Genomic DNA, 15,726 nt, shown 5'->3' with positions numbered 1-15,726 from the left:
TGGTTCAACCGATTCCGTCGATTGCCCGTCCGCTACGAGCGACGCAGCGACATCTACGAGGCCTTCACGAGCCTCGCGGCCAGCCTCATCACCCTCAACCAGATCAAACGGTTCTGTTAGGCGCTCTAAGTCGACCGCGGGTCCGTCCGTTTGCCTTCACGCCCCAGGCAGCGCGAATACGCTGGCCGGAGGTAATCGAGATGATCTGCTGGACGAAATGCCCGTTGTTCGCCGTCGTCTCCGGCAGGAAGTAGGCGGCGTTTCCGTCTGGGCCGTTGCCCGAGGCCGTCGGCGTGCCGAGGCGCGTTTTTACCCAAGCCGCGTTCGTAAGGTCATAGGGGGCAACGGACGTGTAGCCGGTCTGAAGCATCTTCAGGATGCTCATCGGGCCTGCTGCAGCGCTCGACACGCCCGAGCCGTTCTGCGTCGTCACCCACCATTGGTAGAAGCCGACATCGATCGTGTCCGTGAGGGTGTCGGTCTGGTTCGGATCGACCGGCTTGCTGGTGCTGAGCGCAGAGTCGGCGAACGCCTTTCCGAAGCCGTTGGCACGGAAGAGCTGAACGGTGCGAGCGTTGCCGCCGGACTGCTTGATCGCGTGGCTGACGGTGGTCCCGCTGAGCGTTGCCGAGGTGTAACTCGGCGCGTTCGGCGTCGTTGCGTCCGCAGTTGCGCGGATCGGCGAGCCGGAGGCCGCGATGAAGGGGCTGATGTCGCTACCGGCATCAGTCGAGAGTGCGCCCTGGACCTCGTAGTCCGTGCTGTCCGCCAGCGTGCCCGACGCGATGGACGTCCGGCTGGACGTGTTGAGCAAGATCGCGATCCAGGTGGTCGAGCCGACCGGGCGGTAGCGCCCGATAAGGGACAGGTCGTCCCGCGCCGGGGCCGAGCAGGTCAGCCGCAGGAAGGCGATGGTGGTCCCGCCGTTTACCGCAGCGCGCTCGATCGCGGCGACGAGGCCGGTCGGGGACGGCGCGTCGGTGGCGCCGACGGTGTGGGTGGCGAGGCCCGTCAAATCGCCGGCTGTGCCGCGCGTGGAGACGCCGCGGGCCTGATACTCGATCACGTCGCCCTTCGCGTACCCGGCGAGGAGAACGCTGCCTGCGCCGGCCAGGGCCGAACTGGTGAGCCACGTGGTGGTGCCGACTTTGCGGCTGAGCACCTGGAAGGTCGCGAGCGGCGTCGTGCCGGACGGGTTCGGGCGAAGGTTGACCACCACCGGATAGGGGTTTTCGGTCGTCGCGAGGCTGGAAGCGGACGTGCCGGAATCGACGCTGACGATGATCGGCGCGACGGGGATGCTGACCGGCTGATCCACTACGGCGCCGGCGCGGCCGCTCCAGGCCGGCGGCACGTCGTTGGCAACCAGCGTCTCGATCTCCGGCGCGTGCGGGATCAGGGTAAGCGCCGCGGTGAAATCCTTCTGCGGCTGGATGCCCTTTACGGTGCATGCCTGGGAGATCCGGGTGGCCTTCCCGAACATGACGAGGTTGTCCATGTCCGGCAGCTGGCCGGGCCCGTCGAGGATAAGGACGTTCGAGGTGCCGGCCACGGTTCGGACCGGGAAGACGTTCGAGGTGCCGTCGGCATAGCGGACGCGCGCCGCATAGCTCTGCCCCGCCTCCATCGTCAGCATCTCGTCGACGATGATGGCCGACAGGCTCTCTGGCTTGAGGATGATGCGGGCGGAGATCTGATCGCGGTCGAGAACGTCGTGCGAGAGCTCGACACGGTCGCCCCGGGTCGGCACCAGGCTCTCGAAGTCCTGATTGACCGTGAAGGTGTCGAGCCGGAGCATGATCTCGTACTGGCGCTTCCTGGCCTCCTTCCAGACCTGGGCCGGGTTGGTGATGCCGGGCAGTTCGAGCTTCTCGATGACCTTCGGCTGGCCGACGAAGCCCGGCCAGGGCACGATCCGGTCGGCCTTGGTGAAGCTGTTGGTCTCATCGAGGAAGCTGACGCGGAACGCGTCCGGAAAGGTCAGGTAGGCCCGCTCGCCCTTGAAGCCCCACGAGTTGCGCGGGGTGATGTGCGCAGCGACCGTATCGAGGGCGCGGTCGATGACGACTCCCCAGCGGTCCCCCTTGTCGTGCGGGCTCGCTCGGCCGGCGGCGGCGATGTCGGAAAGCACGTCGAGGACGGACGCCTCGTAGTCGTGGATCCGATTGTAGGTCAGGTTATGCAGGACACAGTAGTCGTGCCAATCGCCCAGCGCGTCGACCTCGTCGACGGTCAGCGGATAGGCGCAGGCCGGTCCCGTGAGGACGTGCCGAAACAGCGATGCCGGCCGCTGCGTCTCGCGCTCGATCCAGGTCTTCGACCCTGCGTCCCAATCCGGGCAGATGCAAAAGGCGTCGCAGTTGTATTCGTCGAGCGTCCCGTTCAGCTGCCCCGTCGCGCGGATGCGGATGGCCGTCACCGCCAGGGGAGTATCGAAGTTCAGCGGGTACTCGGGTCGGAACGAGCGCAGGGCCGACCATTGCGAGCGGCCGGTCCGCTGGATCCCCTTCTTCGACAGATCCTGGTCCGGACGGTCGAAGTCGGCGCTGGTGCGGGTGATCTCGACCTCGTACAGGCCGCGGTCGGTCACCTCATAGGGAAACGTGCGTGTGAACGGCTTGCCGGAGAGCTTGGCGTAGACCGAGATCTGCCGGACGGTCCACGTCTCGGTGCCGACCTTGCGGTAGCGCAGCGTGAAGGTGGCCTCGACGCCGACCTTCTTGCCATCCTTATCGACGCCGCCGAGCCCGCCCGGGAAACCGATGTCGATCGAGAACGAGGAGATGTCCGCCTTCGTGTAGCGGGTCTGCGGGCCGGCGCCGGGGCCGCCGCTGAGCAGCTCGATCGTCAGGCCGCGCTCGACCACCTGACGAGGGGTCAGCGTCAGCGCCGCGTCGCTGGCCCGTCCCTCGCGGTGCTCGGCCGTGACCTCCTGGTACTTCTCGAGCGGCGTCTCGCCGATGCGGTGGTTGCGCAGGGCGATCGGGCCGTAGCCGTGGATGAAGAGCGCGGTGACGAAACGGTCATCGCCGACCGATTCCGTATAGGGCAGCATCCCGTAGGGCGGCGTCGAACGGATAAAGCCGAGGATACCGGGGACGACTCCGTCGGGCTGCGCCTGGTTGCGCAGGCCCTGGATGCCGTAGGCGGCCGTGTCCTTCTTGTCGCTGCGGATCGGGATCAGCGCGTTGATCAGGAGCGTGCCGGCGAGCAGCGTCGTCGCGGTGATGGCACCGGACAGCACCGTTCCCAGCGATCCGGTGCCGACGCCGCCGAGCCCGCCGAACAGCAGCTCGCCCGCCAGCATGGGGCCGTAGAATTGGCCGGCAGCCACGGCCGCGACGGTGAGGGCGATGGTGAGCACGTTCCGCAGAATGTCGCCCTGAGGAACGACGCGGATCAGCACCTGCGTGCCCGGCTTCGGCTTCACCGCGTGCCAGAGGGCGTCCGCGATCGGGTGGCCGTTAAGGGTGACCCGGAAGTACGCGCCGCCCAGCCGCCGCCCCGACGGCATCGCCTCAGCAACCATCTGGGCGATGCTCTGGCCAGGCGCGACCGTGAACTCGACCCGGTCGCGGGTCGCGTCGAGGAGGTGCGGCTGTGCGAGAACGCGGACCGGCGCGTTCATCAGGCGGCCTGCATGACCGTGTCGAGGATCCGGGCCTTGTGCCGGTAGACCCCGGCAAGGCGCGGAGCCCACCGGCCGGTCGTGTAGTCGACGAGGCAGCTGTCCTCGTCCTTGCCGCTGATATGCAGCATCCGGCCGAGCGCCACGACGATGCCAGCGTGATAGGTCATGCCGGCTCGCTGGAAGGTGACGATGTCGAACTCGGAAGCTTCGCCGGCCGAGACCTCAGTCCATGGGCCGGCAGCGGACGTGCCTTCTGCGAACACCGAGGCAACCTCGGCCCGCTCCTTCAGGGACGACACAGACGCGGCGTAATCCGGCACTTCGATGCCAAGTTGCTCGGCATAGACGAGACGCGCGAGACCCCAGCAAGCGATACCGTCGCGCGTGAGACCGCCGACCTGCCAGGGCAGGCCGATGTATGGTACACTCCAGTGCATGCAGCGCCCCGGTGATGTGATGAGCGAAAAAACTAAGTATTGGTGGGCCAAGCCCGAATGATGGGATGAGCCAGGAATTGTCTCTGTCAGCTACAAAGATGGCAAGGCAACTGAATTAATGCGGTTCGGCTGGCCGGATTATTATGATGCAGTTTACCACGATGGCATCCTGATCGGATTTAGAGAGACCGTAGAAAACGAGATTATGTTTTACTCTGGCGATCTGATCCAAGAGATCATCGCGCCTGCAGTTTAAGGGAACAGCCCCGGGAACCGGGCCGGCGAGAACCGGCCGGACGGCCAGGGTTCGGAGGTGTAGGGTTCGCGCGAGATGTCGAGCGACACGGCGTCGGCATCGTAGGACGCCTTCACGCCGCGCAGGTTGGTGTAGCGGGCCTCGACGACGTCCGGTGACAGGGCCATGACCACCGTCAGGTCGATCCGGGCCGGCGACGAGATCACCCGCAGCGGCGCCGCCATGTCGGGCGCCACGTTCTCAAAGGCCAGGGTGGTCTTCGGCGGCGTGTCCTTCTCATCGTCGGGCATGATCGCGCCCATGATGACGAAGTCGTAGTCCTGCCCCTGGTGGCGCGTGCCGTAGCGAAGCGGGTCCATGGCGAACATCATCGTCGGATCGCTGGACAGGTAGACCGGCGCCGGCAGGGTGGCGTGCGTGATCTTGATCAGCATCACCGGCCCGTCGTCGGTCGCCGAGGCGTTCATCGCCTGGCGGGCGTTCAGCGAGATCAGGCGGCCCATGAGTACAGCACCGTCATCGGGACAGGGACGACGTAGGACATGCCGCGAGAGCGCGTCCCGGCGCTGGGAGCGGTGCCGCCGAACTGGACCAGCCACCACTTCGCGTTCAGCAGCGCAGCACCGTAGGGCGTCAGGATCGGCTCGCCGGCGGTCGTTAGGATCGGGATGCCGCCGCGGGTCTGGTCGGGGAACCAGAACGGACGGACACCACCGCCGGTATCTACCTCCCAGAAGCGTTCGAGGGTGGTGAACTGCTCGGCGTCGATCTTGATCGATTGCAGGATCGGCTTGCCGACGGCCGACGAGCCGCGGCGCAGCTTCGGGACGCCCCGCTCGGGCGCGGTCTGCAACCGGCCCTCGCGGAAGCCCTCGTTGAACCCCTCGGCGAGGGCGCGCTGAGGAAGCGATGCGGGCCAGACTGGAATCATCGAGTGGCGACCCTCGGCTGGTTCATGGCCTGCTGTCCCTGGCGGGTGCTCGCGCCCCGGACGAACGCCTCACGGATGACGATCTCATCCCGCTGGCCGCCGCGACCGTCGGGGACCTGGCGCTTCTCGACCCGGGCGTCCTCGAACTGGTTGATGATCCTCAGGTCGACGGGCTGCGGGCCGCTCGAGTTGGCCGGGCCCGCCGCTGCCGCGCTCGGCACCGTGAACGGGGTTCGTCCCATCGCGTGGCGTGGAACGTTCTCATTCGACGTGGACCCGAAGGTCCCCTCGTTGATGGAGCGGATGAGCTCGGAGCCGTACCGCTGGACCGACGCCGCGCGGATGATTGCCTCCTTGTCGGAGATCCGAACGAGCATGCTGTCCGAGGTCGGCGTGCCAGGGCCGTTCACCACGCCATCACGGGATAGGAAAGGCACCTTGCCGGTGGCGTAGCCGGGCACGTAGCCCCCGGCCTTGCCGCCGACCATCGCCATGATGGAGGCGAGGAAGCCGCCCGCTCCGTCCTTGCCGCTGCCGGCGAACAGCTTCGAGATAGCCCACTCGGAGCCCATGCTGAGGAACTTGTCGGCGATCCGGTTGGTGACGTTGCCCAACAGGGTTGCCGTGCTGACGCCCTGGCGCAGGTCGGACAGCATGCCGCCGAAGACGCCGCCGGCGAGCTCCTTCGTCTGCCGAAGGTTGTCGTTCAGGCGCAGGGCATCCGCCTCGGCCGAATCCAGCCCCAGACCCGTCCCACGGAGGCGGGAGGCAATGGCCTGTTCCTGCGGACTGCGCTCGATCTGGGAGCGGTCGAAAAGGATGTCCCGTCCGAGCTTGCTGTTGTCCAACCCGGCCTGCGCCTTGGCGTAGGCGTCGGCCGTCTCGATGAAGACCTTTTTCTGGGCCTCCATTTCGGGCGTCACCTGCGACGCCGATGCCTTGATGAGGTCCTGTGCGGTCGCGAAGGTACGCCCGAGTTGCCCGCCGCGTTGCAGGTCGTCGTTCAACAGTTCCTGGATCTTCTGCCGACGCGCCTCCGCCTCGGTGGTCTGATCCGTCAGGGTGATCTGCGTTCGAAGGCTTGCCACCTCGCGGTCCGCAGCGCGGACGGACGGCGCTCCTTTGTTGATTACACGGCCGGCGTAATCGATGACGTCGCCGGCCGTGCGCCCGCCCCCGACGATCGTCGGATTGGCAATAGCCGCCTTGCGACCGAGGATCGATTCCGCGCTCGCGCCACGATCGGCTTTCAAAAGGTCTACCGCGCCCTGTGCGCCTGCGAAGTGCGCGAGGTAGAGGTTGCGGTCGGTGGTGGCGATCTGCTCTTTCTCGAGGAAACGCGAGTTCTGCTCGGTGAAGAGGCGCAGCACCGCGATGCTGTCGTCGCGATCCGTCCGGCGTCCAAGGATCTCGCGGTCCGACATGCCGGCGGCGCGCTCGGGGAACTGCTTCTTGAACAGCGGGAGCCAGGTATCCTCAAGGAACTGGCCGAGGCCGGTCGCGGTCGAGCGTGGATTCTTCGCATCCGTCTTGCCGGCGCTCTCCACGCCGATCACCCGATCCATGTACGAGTTGACGTTCTGGGCGCGGGTGGCGCGGGTCTCGGTCTCCTTCTTGATCGTGTCGATCTCGGTGTTGAGGGTCTTGGTCAGGCCCTCTCGCTCGGTGATCGCGCGTAGCGCCACATCGCGTGCCGCAGCGATGGCGGAAAGCTCCCGCGAATCGAGGTAGGGATCGTTGAGACGATCGTTGAAGGGCTTGGAGATGCTTTCACGGGTCGCCGCCGGGTCAATGTTTCGCTTGCGGAGCTCGATCTCGAACTGAGAGCGGAGTTCAGCGATTTGCCGATCCACCGGATTGGTGTCGTCGGTCGCGAGCTTGTTCCGGAACTCGGCCTGCCGGTTGGCTGCAGCAATCGCGGTGTCGCCGAACTTCTCGACGTCCTCACGCGTGTTCCGGGCCATAAGGCGGAGGCGCTCGAACGCGCCCTCGGCTTCCGCAAGCGCCCGCTGGTCGAGGCCGAACTTGACCGGCTGCATGATGGCGGCCCGAAGACGGGTCACCTTGTCTTCCACGCGCTGCAGATCCTGCTGCGCAGGCAGTAGCGACTGAATAAGGCCGCCAATCTCGAGATTGCGCTGAGCGACCTGTGCCCGATCCAGCCTCTTGTTGCGCTCGTCGAGCAGGTCGTTCAGGCGTTTGAGATCGGCCTCAGCATCCGGAACGCCTTTGCCGGAGATCCCGCTGCGGAATGCGCCCACTCGGCTGGTCTGAGCCGTTCGAGCCAGATCCAGGTTCCGCTGCGCGGTCGCGATCTGGTCTTCGAGCGTTCCACCGGTGACGCTTCGGTCGATGGCTTGGCCGATCCGGTCCCAGATATCAGAGATTACGGTGCCGGTGGCCGACATCATGCGGCCCCAGCCGGACGTCAGTTCGGTCGCGCTGGTCAGGCTGCCCTTATAGGCGTCGAACAGCGCCCGCTGCGCGCCGAGGCGGTCACCCTGAGCCTGGAGTCGCTCGATGTTCTCCTTCGTGGTGCTGTTGAGAAAGCCGAGCTGCGCATTGAGCGTCTCGGCGCCCTTCGCCGGGTCGGCAAACGCAGCCGCCAGGGTCTTATTGGCGTCAGCGAGGTCTTGCCCCGTCGAGGCGGCGTAATCCTTCGCCGTCCCGATGAGGGAGGCGTACATCGCCGTGCCGATCTTGCCCGTGGCGGCGTATTCGCCGGCCAGTTCGCGGGCGGTCCGCACCGAGACGCCCCCGGCTGCCGCAGCGGCGGGCGCGAGCGCCGCGATCTGCGCAGCCGTTGCGCCGGATGCGCGGCCGACGCCCGAAAGCGCCTTGTCGAGAGCCTTTGCGCTGCTCTCATAGGAGAAGAAGGCGGCGACGCCGAGGAGCGCGATGGCGGAGAAGCCTCCGACCGCACCGCCGAGGATGCCGATACGCGAGACGAAGCCCGTCACGGCCTCGCTTGCCTGGGTCACCGCCCCCTTGATGCTGGCGCCGCCCGGGCCGGAGAAGATCTGCGCGATCTGCGGCACCTGCTGGAATGCCACTTGTGTGACGCTTGAGCCGCTTCCGAGCGAGGAGACGACGTCGCTGACCTGGTATCCGAGGCTCTGCGCCTGCGAGCCCGTCAGACCACCGCCGCTCTTCGCCCGGAGATCCGTGACCTGCTTGGCGAAGGTGTCCTTGGTCCGCTGCAGCGCGGACGAGCCCTCGACCTGCGTCAGGGCGCCGGCCTTCACGGCGTTCCGGATCTCGGTCAGCTGCGCCACGTACTCGCGCTGGACGGCGAACAGAGGCGAATACTTGGCCCGCAGGCGGTCCATCTCCGTGCCGTAGGCGGCGATGTCGGCGCCACGGTCGGGAACGACGGTCTGCCGGTTGACGGCGACCTGTGCGGCCGCCTTCTGCGCGGCCGCCATGTTCAGGATCTTGGAGGTGGCGTCGTCGTAGCTGCGGAGCTCCTTTAGACGGGCTGTCGCTGCGGACTCCGAGGAGATCGCACCGATGTCCTCCGCGCGGGCAACATCGGCAAGAGCCTGCTGATAGCGGGCGGCCGCCGCACCCAACGGATCGAACCGAGACCGAAGCGTCTCCATCTCGCGGCCGAGCACCTCGGCGCGACGCGCGGCCTCCTCGCTGGCACGGGCCTGCATCTCGAAGACGCTGGCCGAATCCCGCGCGGCACCGGTCTGAGCCGGTCGGACGCCGAGGATGGAGTTGACGTTCGCCTGGGCCTGCTCCTTGGCAGCGGCATCCCGGCCCGCCTGCGCGAGGGTCCTGAACTTGGCGATCTGCCGGTCGCTGGCTGCGCCTGCGGCGTCCAGCGCGGTCGCAACGCCGCGGAACGCATCCTGCCCGGCGCGACCCGCATCGTCGAAGGCCCGCTTGACGTCGGCTTGCCCCTCGACGCCGAGGCGGATTGCTACGCTATTCGCCATTGTCAGCCGCCTCCCTGTACGCTTGGACGATCACGGGTTCGACGAATGGCAGGATGTCCGCGAGGAGCGGATTGTCGGCGCCCATGGCACCGGCCATCATCAGGATCGCGGTGAAATCGAGGGCATAGGGAGCCCCGAACCCGGCGCGGACCTGCCCGCCGCACCGCTCGATGACCGCCCAGGCGATCACGCCTTCATCGGTCTGAGGTGCGTGGGTCAGGTACTCGCATTCGGCGCAGGTTCCGACGCAGGCGGCGCAATAGGCGGCGCCTCCTCCGAAGTGCCACCGGGCGCGCTCGATGAGACGTTTTTTTCCTGGTCCCTCTGCATGGCGGGGACGACGTAGAGGCGGTGGAGAGCGTCGTAGGCGTCGAAGTTCTCCAACAGGAGGTCGATGTTCTCGGGCGTGACGGGGGCGGGCTCGCCGGCGGTATCACCGACGCCCTCCCATGCCTTGATCCCGCGACGGCCGAGCGTGCGCGTGATCGCGATATCCGCCAGCGCTGAGGTGTCCTCGGTCTCGTCCTCCCGATAGACCTTGATCACCTCGTCGCGAGTGAGGAGCATATCGGCAATGGAGATCGGCTTGACCTGGACGCGAACGCCGGGAAGCAGGTCGAGCCACGCGAGGTCGGTGGCGGCGGGTTTCAGCTTCAGCATGTGGGACTGACCAGAGGCGCGAGAGGAATCGGGGCGAGGCAGCGTCAGCCGGTGTAGGCGGTGACGTTGTTGACCAGCGTCGCGGTGACGGACTTGCCGAGCGTCATGTCCTTGGCCGCCTGGAACGCGAAGGTGGCCTGGACGCCCGCGGGGCCGGTGACGGGGGTCTTCGCCCGCGGCAGGTAGACGGCGTGCGCCTTGAACACGAGCGACCGGCCTGCGTCCGTGACCCAGCCGAAGGTCAGCTCCACCGGCGCGCCGGACGTGGCCTGGTCGAGAAGGACGGTGTTCGCGAACCGGGTCACGATCGATCCGGTCATGGTGACCATGCCGGGGTCGGAGTCCTCGATGCGACCGTCGTTCCGGATGACCTCCACCTTGTCGAGGTTGTTCGAGTAGGCGAACTCGGCGGAGACGACGGAGGCCAGTGCGACGCCGCCGCGGGTGATGCTGCCCTGGAACGGCGAGAAGCGCTCCACGGAGGCTTCGAGCGGCGTGCCGGCGCCGGAAGCGAGGAGCTTGTTCTCACCCTGCGCGATGAGGCCGAGCGTCGCCGTCAGCAGGCCGGAGCGCTGCATCTGGACGCGCATGGTATTGCCGCGGACGCCGAAGTTCTGGCCGTAGCTCGGCACCTCGGGAAGGCCGACCTCGATAGTCGCCGAGGGCAGGTCACGCGCGCCGGAGGAGAACACGTGCGTGTTGACCGCGCCGGCGGCCGTCGTGACCGGCAAGCCGAAGTAAAGGCGCAGCCAGTTGCCGAAGTTGCGCAGGTCGATCGGCACGACGACGTCGCCGTCGTTGTTGATGACGTCGCGCGTCGGCGGCAGAGACTCGCGGCCGTAGCCGAGCAGGTCGTCCGCGATCAGACCCTGCTCCTCGCCGAGGTTCGACGAGACGAACGGCAGCTTGCGGTAGCCGGTCGTGGGCGGGGTTCCGTAGGTCGTCTCGAACGCGGCGGTCATGATCGCGTTCGCACCTCTGGCGCGGGCCATGGTCGTCTCCTCGGTTCAGTTCAGGGGATCGGTGGTGCCGTAGACGGCGATGAGGCCGACCAGGGCGGACCGGGAGACGGGCGCGCCGTCAGCGGTAAGGGGTTCGGTGACGGCCGCCTGGACCATCACGTAGTCGCAGAGGCCGCCGAGCGTCCGGTCTGCGGCGACGGCCGCGCCGACAGCCTGCAGCATGCGGTCGAGGCGCACCTCGGCGGAGACGGTGGCGGTCGCGTTGGCGGCGAACTCGAGCGGGATCTCGTGCTCGTAGATCCAGATGGTCGGGTTCAGCGTCACGTCGGGCTCGCCCGGGTCGCCGTCATCGACGTTGGCGTAGCCGCCGGCCGGAATCGTCTGTTGCTTGACCTCGTTGCGGTAGTGGGCCGCCTTCGGCAGAGCGGCCTTCACCAGCGCTGCGACGGCCTGGATCACCTGTTCGCGCTTGCTCGGCATGTGGCCCGCCTAGTTGCAGATGAGGCGGATGGTGACGGCTGTCGACGGTGCGGGCTCGAAGGGTCCGTCCGTGAGAAGCAGCGTACCCTTCGAGCGCTTCACCGCGACGGTGGCGCCGGACAGGGTCTGAGCCGTCACGCCGCCGACGATCATCTGATTGCCGGACCATGTGGGGATGATGTCGACGTCGGGCGCTGAGGTGCATGGCGGCCACGTGAAGGTGGCGACGGGGGCGGTCAGGTTCGTGCTGGACGTCGCCGTGTAGCGCTCGACGCGCTTCGGGGCGCCGGCGGAGCCAGCGGCCCCTGCCGGACCCTGAGAACCGGCGGCGCCGGTCGCGCCCGTGTCGCCCTTTAGTCCCGCGGCTCCCGGCTGTCCCGCAGCGCCAGCGTCGCCTTTCGGGCCTGCGACTCCAGCCGGACCCTGCGGGCCTGCTCCCCCGGTGGCACCCGCGGGGCCAGCAGCACCCGCTGCGCCCGGAGTACCTGTGTCGCCTTTTTGTCCGGCATTTCCTGCATCTCCCTTTGGACCGGCAACGCCCGACGGGCCAGGATTACCCTGCGGCCCAACCGCGCCGGGATCGCCCTGGGGGCCAGCTGGTCCGGTGCGCGGCACCCCATCGCCCATCATGGGACTGGCGGCGCGGAGGTTGCTCTCGGCCGGAGAGATCAGTCCGATGGACAGGTAGGCGAGGATCCAGAGGACACGCATCAGCCGCCTCGCCCATATTGGAGTTCAGGAGCGCACTCGCCGGTCGGCGCAGCGGTCGCGATCAAGGAGACGAACGCCGGCTGGCTCGTGCCCAGTGTCTCGGACGAGCGCGCGAGGAACCGGGTGCCGGTGGTCAGCGTCACGCTCTCCGACATGCTGGAGACCCTGCGGATGCGGACATCCACGTTGCACGGGTTCACGAAACGGTAGGAGGTGGCGTCCGCCGGCTTGGTGATGGCGAATTGCTTCGCCGTGGTCGTGATGCCGGTGAAAATGATCGGGTCGCCCGTGCCGGACCGGACGAACGGGGTAGTCAGGACGGTCATCGGAGATTCGGGTGAACCCGCGAGCCTCCCGTCCTTGTCGTAGACCGCCACCGGCTGAAGGGTGACGCTGACCGGGGCGCCAGGCGCGATCGGCGGCGGTGCCTCAGCCGAAGCGCCGCCGAACAGGACGGCCAAGGCAAGGATCGACAGAGCGACACGTCGCAACATCGCGTTCCCCTCCGTGGTTCGGCAGGTCTCAGTCCTGCCAGTTGGCAGCGATGGCGCTCGGGATCCGATCGGCCCAGCGCTTAGCAGTGGCATCGATGTCGAAGCGCTTCCGCAGCTTCACCTGCTTGACCAGGATGAAGATGACGACGAACTGGCGCCCCTTGTCGGGCCCGGTCTCCCTGATGGGGCGGAAGGACTTGCGGCCCTGGTAGCGTCGCGCCTGGCGCCGGTAGAAGGCGTCGGAGACGAGCACGCCGCCGGTGCGGGTCGGGATGAAGCGCAGCTTGACGCCGGTCTCCCGCTCCCAGGATGCCGGGCTCAGGGTGTTGTCGGTCGAGCCCTTCGTGCGGCGCTTCGAGATCTGGCGGACACCGGCATCGGGCGTCGGAATGGCGAGGTATTTCCGACCGTTGGCGACGATGGTCGCGCCGCGGTCGAAGGCGTCGATGAGCTTCGGGGCGTTCGTGCTGACATAGGCAGCGGCGTCGACGCTCTCACCGGCCTTCGGGAAGGTCTGGCCGCGCCAGGTGTTGGCGAGGCGCTGGCCGAGGCCCGCCTCCGTGACGTCGGCGCGCAGATCCTGTTTCAGGCCGTCGGTGACCTGCTTCATCGCCGTCGTGACCGACTTGGCGATCTGGACCTCCGCGCCGGACAGCGCTTGGCGGATATCGGGGACGGTGGCGCGGTATCTCACGGCTCGTCCGGGTCCTCGTCCGGGTCGTCTGGCTGAACGGCCGACACCTCGCAGGTGCGGACCAGCCGCCGGGTGTCGATCTTGCCCATGCCGATGACGAGCAGCGTCTCGGTGAGTTCGCCATCGTCATCGAGGAGGTCGATCGCATCCCCCTTCGCCGGCACAGCGACCTCGGAGAGCCGGATGTCGATCAGCATAGCGTCGAGGTCGAACTGGTTGCCGGCGAGACCGACGACGGCCTCGGGCGTCTTCCTGATCACGCGGACGGAGACCCCATCGGAGCCGTCGCCCGCGCGCCAGATCGCGTCGATCGCAAGGTTCGGGTCGTCGAAGATGGCATCGACGCCCATTGCGAACGCGTCCATCACGCCGCGCGCAGCGCCGTGATGATGTCGGCCTTGGTCCGGGCCGCCGAGATGTCGACGCCCTTCTCCTTGGCGAGAGCTTCGAGATCGGCCTTCGACTTGCCGTCGAGACCGTCATCGTTGCCGTCCGGCTCGGGGCCCTGCTCGCCGGAGATGGCACCGCCGGTGTCGTCGTCGTTGACGACCTCGTGCGTGCCGGCCTGGAGCGCGGCCTGAGCCTCGTCCCAGCCCAGGGTGACGACGTCCTTCTTGCCCTTTTCGCGCAGTCGCATGACGCCCTCCGTCAGTTCGAGGTGGTGCCGCGCACGAGCAGCGCGGGGCGCTTCACGAGCGGGAGCGGGTTGGACTCGGTGTGGATGTCCATGCCCTTGCCGAACTTCTTCGGCTAGAGCGGGGCCACGAACACCTCGGAGTCGGCGCCATTCGGGGCCTGGTTGACGCTTCCCCAGAAATCCGGCGGAGCCCAGAAGTTGGTGAAGGTGTCGGTGGTGCCGAGCGGGATGAACCGCACGTCGCCGGCCGGGATGAAGCGCTGTGGCACGCTGGTGGTGCCGTCCTCCTGCATGAAGGACGCGCTGCCGCGGTACTCCTCGAACGTGATGCCGCCAAAGGTGAAGCCCTTGCGGACGTCCTCGCGGAGGATCTGCGGCCCCGACTGGTAGTACTTGAAGGCCTCCTTCACGCTGGCGTGCGTGGTGAACTTCCGGAACCACTCCGGAGAGCACAGTGCATGCACGCCCGTCATCGTCTCGCCGAGGAGGTTGTCCTCCATGTAGGCGGTGACGTCTTGGCACTTGCCGAGCACGTCGGTGCCGGCGGTGCCGAGCAGGAAGTCGACCACCTGTTCGGTGACGCCGAAGGCGGTGAACAGGTTGAGGAGCACGGTGCCGTCGGAGTCGCGGATGATGCCTTTTACGGCACCCATGCGCAGGTTCTCCAGCGTGATCGCGTGCTTGCGACGCATCGTGATCAGCTTCCGGTTCAGAAAGCCCAGCACGTTTTCGAGTTGGATGTTCCCATCGGTCGACAGCGCCAGCATGTTCTGGACGTCCGTAGAGAGAACGCTGTCCTCGTGCGGGATGTGCGGAACCACGAACGACACGGGCTTCTGCTTCCCGCGAGTGCCGAGCGAGGCCGGACCACCGCGCGGACGGGTCGGCAGCAGGTTGAGCACGCCGTTCTCGATGAGGACGATGACGGACGTGGTCGCGATCGGCTCGGGGGTGAAGATGCCGAGCTGATTGATGCGGCCGTAGGCGTTCGGCACCATGGAGATGCTGCCGGTCAGGGAAGACGCCGAGAACGCGTCCTGATTGAAGATGTCGAGGATGGGCATCGGCTTACGCTCCTTCGCGCACGATGATGCCCGCCGCCTTCAGCTGGCCGTTGGCCGCTGCGCGCTTCGCCGCATCGTTGATGGTGGGGCCGTAGGTCAGGCCGTTGTGGCTCACGACGGCATGTCGCGAGACGATCACGGCCTTCTGGTCGGCGCTGGTGGCGTCGACGGCGGTGAAGAGTACGGCGTTCGCGGTCTGCGATCCGTCCGATCCAGTGGCGGCGGCCGGGACGTACTTGCCGGTGGCGGTCACCAGGGCGAGCACGGTTCCGGTCTTCAGCTTCCCAGCGCCGGAGGCGATGATGGCGGTATCGCGGCTGCGGTAGCTGGCGTCTTCGACCTTGAGCCAGTCGGAGCCAACCTGAGCGGTTTCGAGCAGGGCCATGATCAGGCGTCCTTCTTCAGGCCAGCACGCTTGAGCTCACGCTCCATGCTGTTGGCGGATGCGGTGGGGCCGGCCGGGATGGCGGCGGGGACGTGGGAGGAGATCGACGTCCGCTCTTCGCCGGCGACGAGCTTGTCGAAGAGCGCGGCGCGCGCCTGCTCGACGGTCTTGCCATCGGCCAGCATCGTGACGTCGAGGTCGGCGGGGATCGTCGGATCCTTGCGCCGAGCGAGCGCCACGAGGTTCTTCACCTCGCCAGCGGCGCCGATGCGCTCCTTGGCCTGGGCTACGGTGACACCCTCGGCGAGGAGGGTCGAGGCCATCGCCGGAACGCCACCCTCGACGCAGAGCTTCGCGATCTCCGAAGCATCGGAGCGCGTCACGGTGGCCACGGGTGCCGGCGCAGGGGCCGGCGTGGGGGCCGGAGGCGTGGGGGTTGC

At 67.4% G+C, this 15,726-nt stretch carries 15 protein-coding genes and 3 pseudogenes; 1 reads left to right on the top strand and 17 read right to left on the bottom strand.

Annotated elements, in window-relative coordinates:
• A pseudogene (locus tag FV220_RS19680) lies at positions 1–120 on the top strand (IS5/IS1182 family transposase); the annotation flags it as partial.
• On the opposite strand, the gene FV220_RS19675 reads toward FV220_RS19680, so the two are convergent.
• The 17 genes and pseudogenes from FV220_RS19675 to FV220_RS19595 all read right to left on the bottom strand — a co-directional run.
• Entirely contained in the window at positions 104–3,628 is a 3,525-nt protein-coding gene (locus FV220_RS19675; protein ID WP_147832955.1) for a hypothetical protein, read from the bottom strand. The pseudogene FV220_RS19680 and the gene FV220_RS19675 sit on opposite strands and share 17 nt — an antisense overlap.
• On the bottom strand, positions 3,628–4,068 hold the full coding sequence (locus FV220_RS19670; RefSeq protein WP_147832954.1) for an NlpC/P60 family protein: 441 nt from the start codon (positions 4,066–4,068) through the stop codon (positions 3,628–3,630). The genes FV220_RS19675 and FV220_RS19670 overlap by 1 nt, the downstream gene beginning before the upstream one ends.
• A gap of 252 nt (positions 4,069–4,320) precedes the next feature.
• Complete coding sequence (locus FV220_RS19665; protein WP_147832953.1) at positions 4,321–4,827, bottom strand: hypothetical protein; 507 nt, start codon at positions 4,825–4,827, stop codon at positions 4,321–4,323.
• The gene (locus FV220_RS19660; RefSeq protein WP_147832952.1) at positions 4,815–5,255 is read right to left on the bottom strand and encodes a hypothetical protein; all 441 of its coding nucleotides are present in this window, start codon (positions 5,253–5,255) and stop codon (positions 4,815–4,817) included. Before FV220_RS19660 ends, FV220_RS19665 begins: the two co-directional genes overlap by 13 nt.
• Complete coding sequence (locus FV220_RS19655; RefSeq protein ID WP_147832951.1) at positions 5,252–9,199, bottom strand: phage tail length tape measure family protein; 3,948 nt, start codon at positions 9,197–9,199, stop codon at positions 5,252–5,254. The genes FV220_RS19660 and FV220_RS19655 overlap by 4 nt, the downstream gene beginning before the upstream one ends.
• Positions 9,189–9,389, bottom strand: coding sequence for a hypothetical protein (locus FV220_RS19650; RefSeq protein WP_246689496.1), 201 nt, complete (start codon positions 9,387–9,389; stop codon positions 9,189–9,191). Before FV220_RS19650 ends, FV220_RS19655 begins: the two co-directional genes overlap by 11 nt.
• Positions 9,390–9,415: 26 nt before the next feature.
• Positions 9,416–9,859, bottom strand: coding sequence for a hypothetical protein (locus tag FV220_RS19645; RefSeq protein WP_147832950.1), 444 nt, complete (start codon positions 9,857–9,859; stop codon positions 9,416–9,418).
• A gap of 44 nt (positions 9,860–9,903) precedes the next feature.
• On the bottom strand, positions 9,904–10,851 hold the full coding sequence (locus tag FV220_RS19640; RefSeq protein ID WP_147832949.1) for a phage tail tube protein: 948 nt from the start codon (positions 10,849–10,851) through the stop codon (positions 9,904–9,906).
• Positions 10,852–10,866: 15 nt separating this feature from the next.
• Complete coding sequence (locus tag FV220_RS19635; RefSeq protein ID WP_147832948.1) at positions 10,867–11,301, bottom strand: hypothetical protein; 435 nt, start codon at positions 11,299–11,301, stop codon at positions 10,867–10,869.
• Positions 11,302–11,310: 9 nt separating this feature from the next.
• On the bottom strand, positions 11,311–11,454 hold the full coding sequence (locus FV220_RS26205; RefSeq protein WP_246689495.1) for a hypothetical protein: 144 nt from the start codon (positions 11,452–11,454) through the stop codon (positions 11,311–11,313).
• Positions 11,455–12,011: 557 nt separating this feature from the next.
• Complete coding sequence (locus FV220_RS19625; RefSeq protein WP_147832946.1) at positions 12,012–12,506, bottom strand: hypothetical protein; 495 nt, start codon at positions 12,504–12,506, stop codon at positions 12,012–12,014.
• A 28-nt stretch (positions 12,507–12,534) separates the two neighbouring features.
• Positions 12,535–13,200: a DUF6441 family protein gene (locus tag FV220_RS19620; protein ID WP_147832945.1), complete on the bottom strand. Its 666-nt coding sequence runs from the start codon at positions 13,198–13,200 to the stop codon at positions 12,535–12,537.
• Positions 13,197–13,565, bottom strand: a complete 369-nt coding sequence (locus FV220_RS19615; RefSeq protein ID WP_147832944.1) for a hypothetical protein — start codon at positions 13,563–13,565, stop codon at positions 13,197–13,199. Before FV220_RS19615 ends, FV220_RS19620 begins: the two co-directional genes overlap by 4 nt.
• Positions 13,565–13,837, bottom strand: a complete 273-nt coding sequence (locus FV220_RS19610) for a hypothetical protein (protein ID WP_147832943.1) — start codon at positions 13,835–13,837, stop codon at positions 13,565–13,567. Before FV220_RS19610 ends, FV220_RS19615 begins: the two co-directional genes overlap by 1 nt.
• Before the next feature lie 11 nt (positions 13,838–13,848).
• Positions 13,849–14,901 (bottom strand): annotated as a pseudogene (locus FV220_RS19605) (major capsid protein).
• Between the two features lie 4 nt (positions 14,902–14,905).
• Positions 14,906–15,286 carry a head decoration protein gene (locus FV220_RS19600; protein WP_147832942.1) on the bottom strand — a complete coding sequence of 127 codons (381 nt, stop codon included), beginning with the start codon at positions 15,284–15,286 and terminating at the stop codon, positions 14,906–14,908.
• A 2-nt stretch (positions 15,287–15,288) separates the two neighbouring features.
• Positions 15,289–15,726: pseudogene (locus FV220_RS19595) on the bottom strand (Clp protease ClpP); the annotation flags it as partial.

Source organism: Methylobacterium sp. WL19 (assembly GCF_008040005.1).
GTDB lineage: Bacteria > Pseudomonadota > Alphaproteobacteria > Rhizobiales > Beijerinckiaceae > Methylobacterium > Methylobacterium bullatum.
Note: the sequence above shows the minus strand (reverse complement) of the source record. Positions and strands in the feature narration are given on the sequence as shown.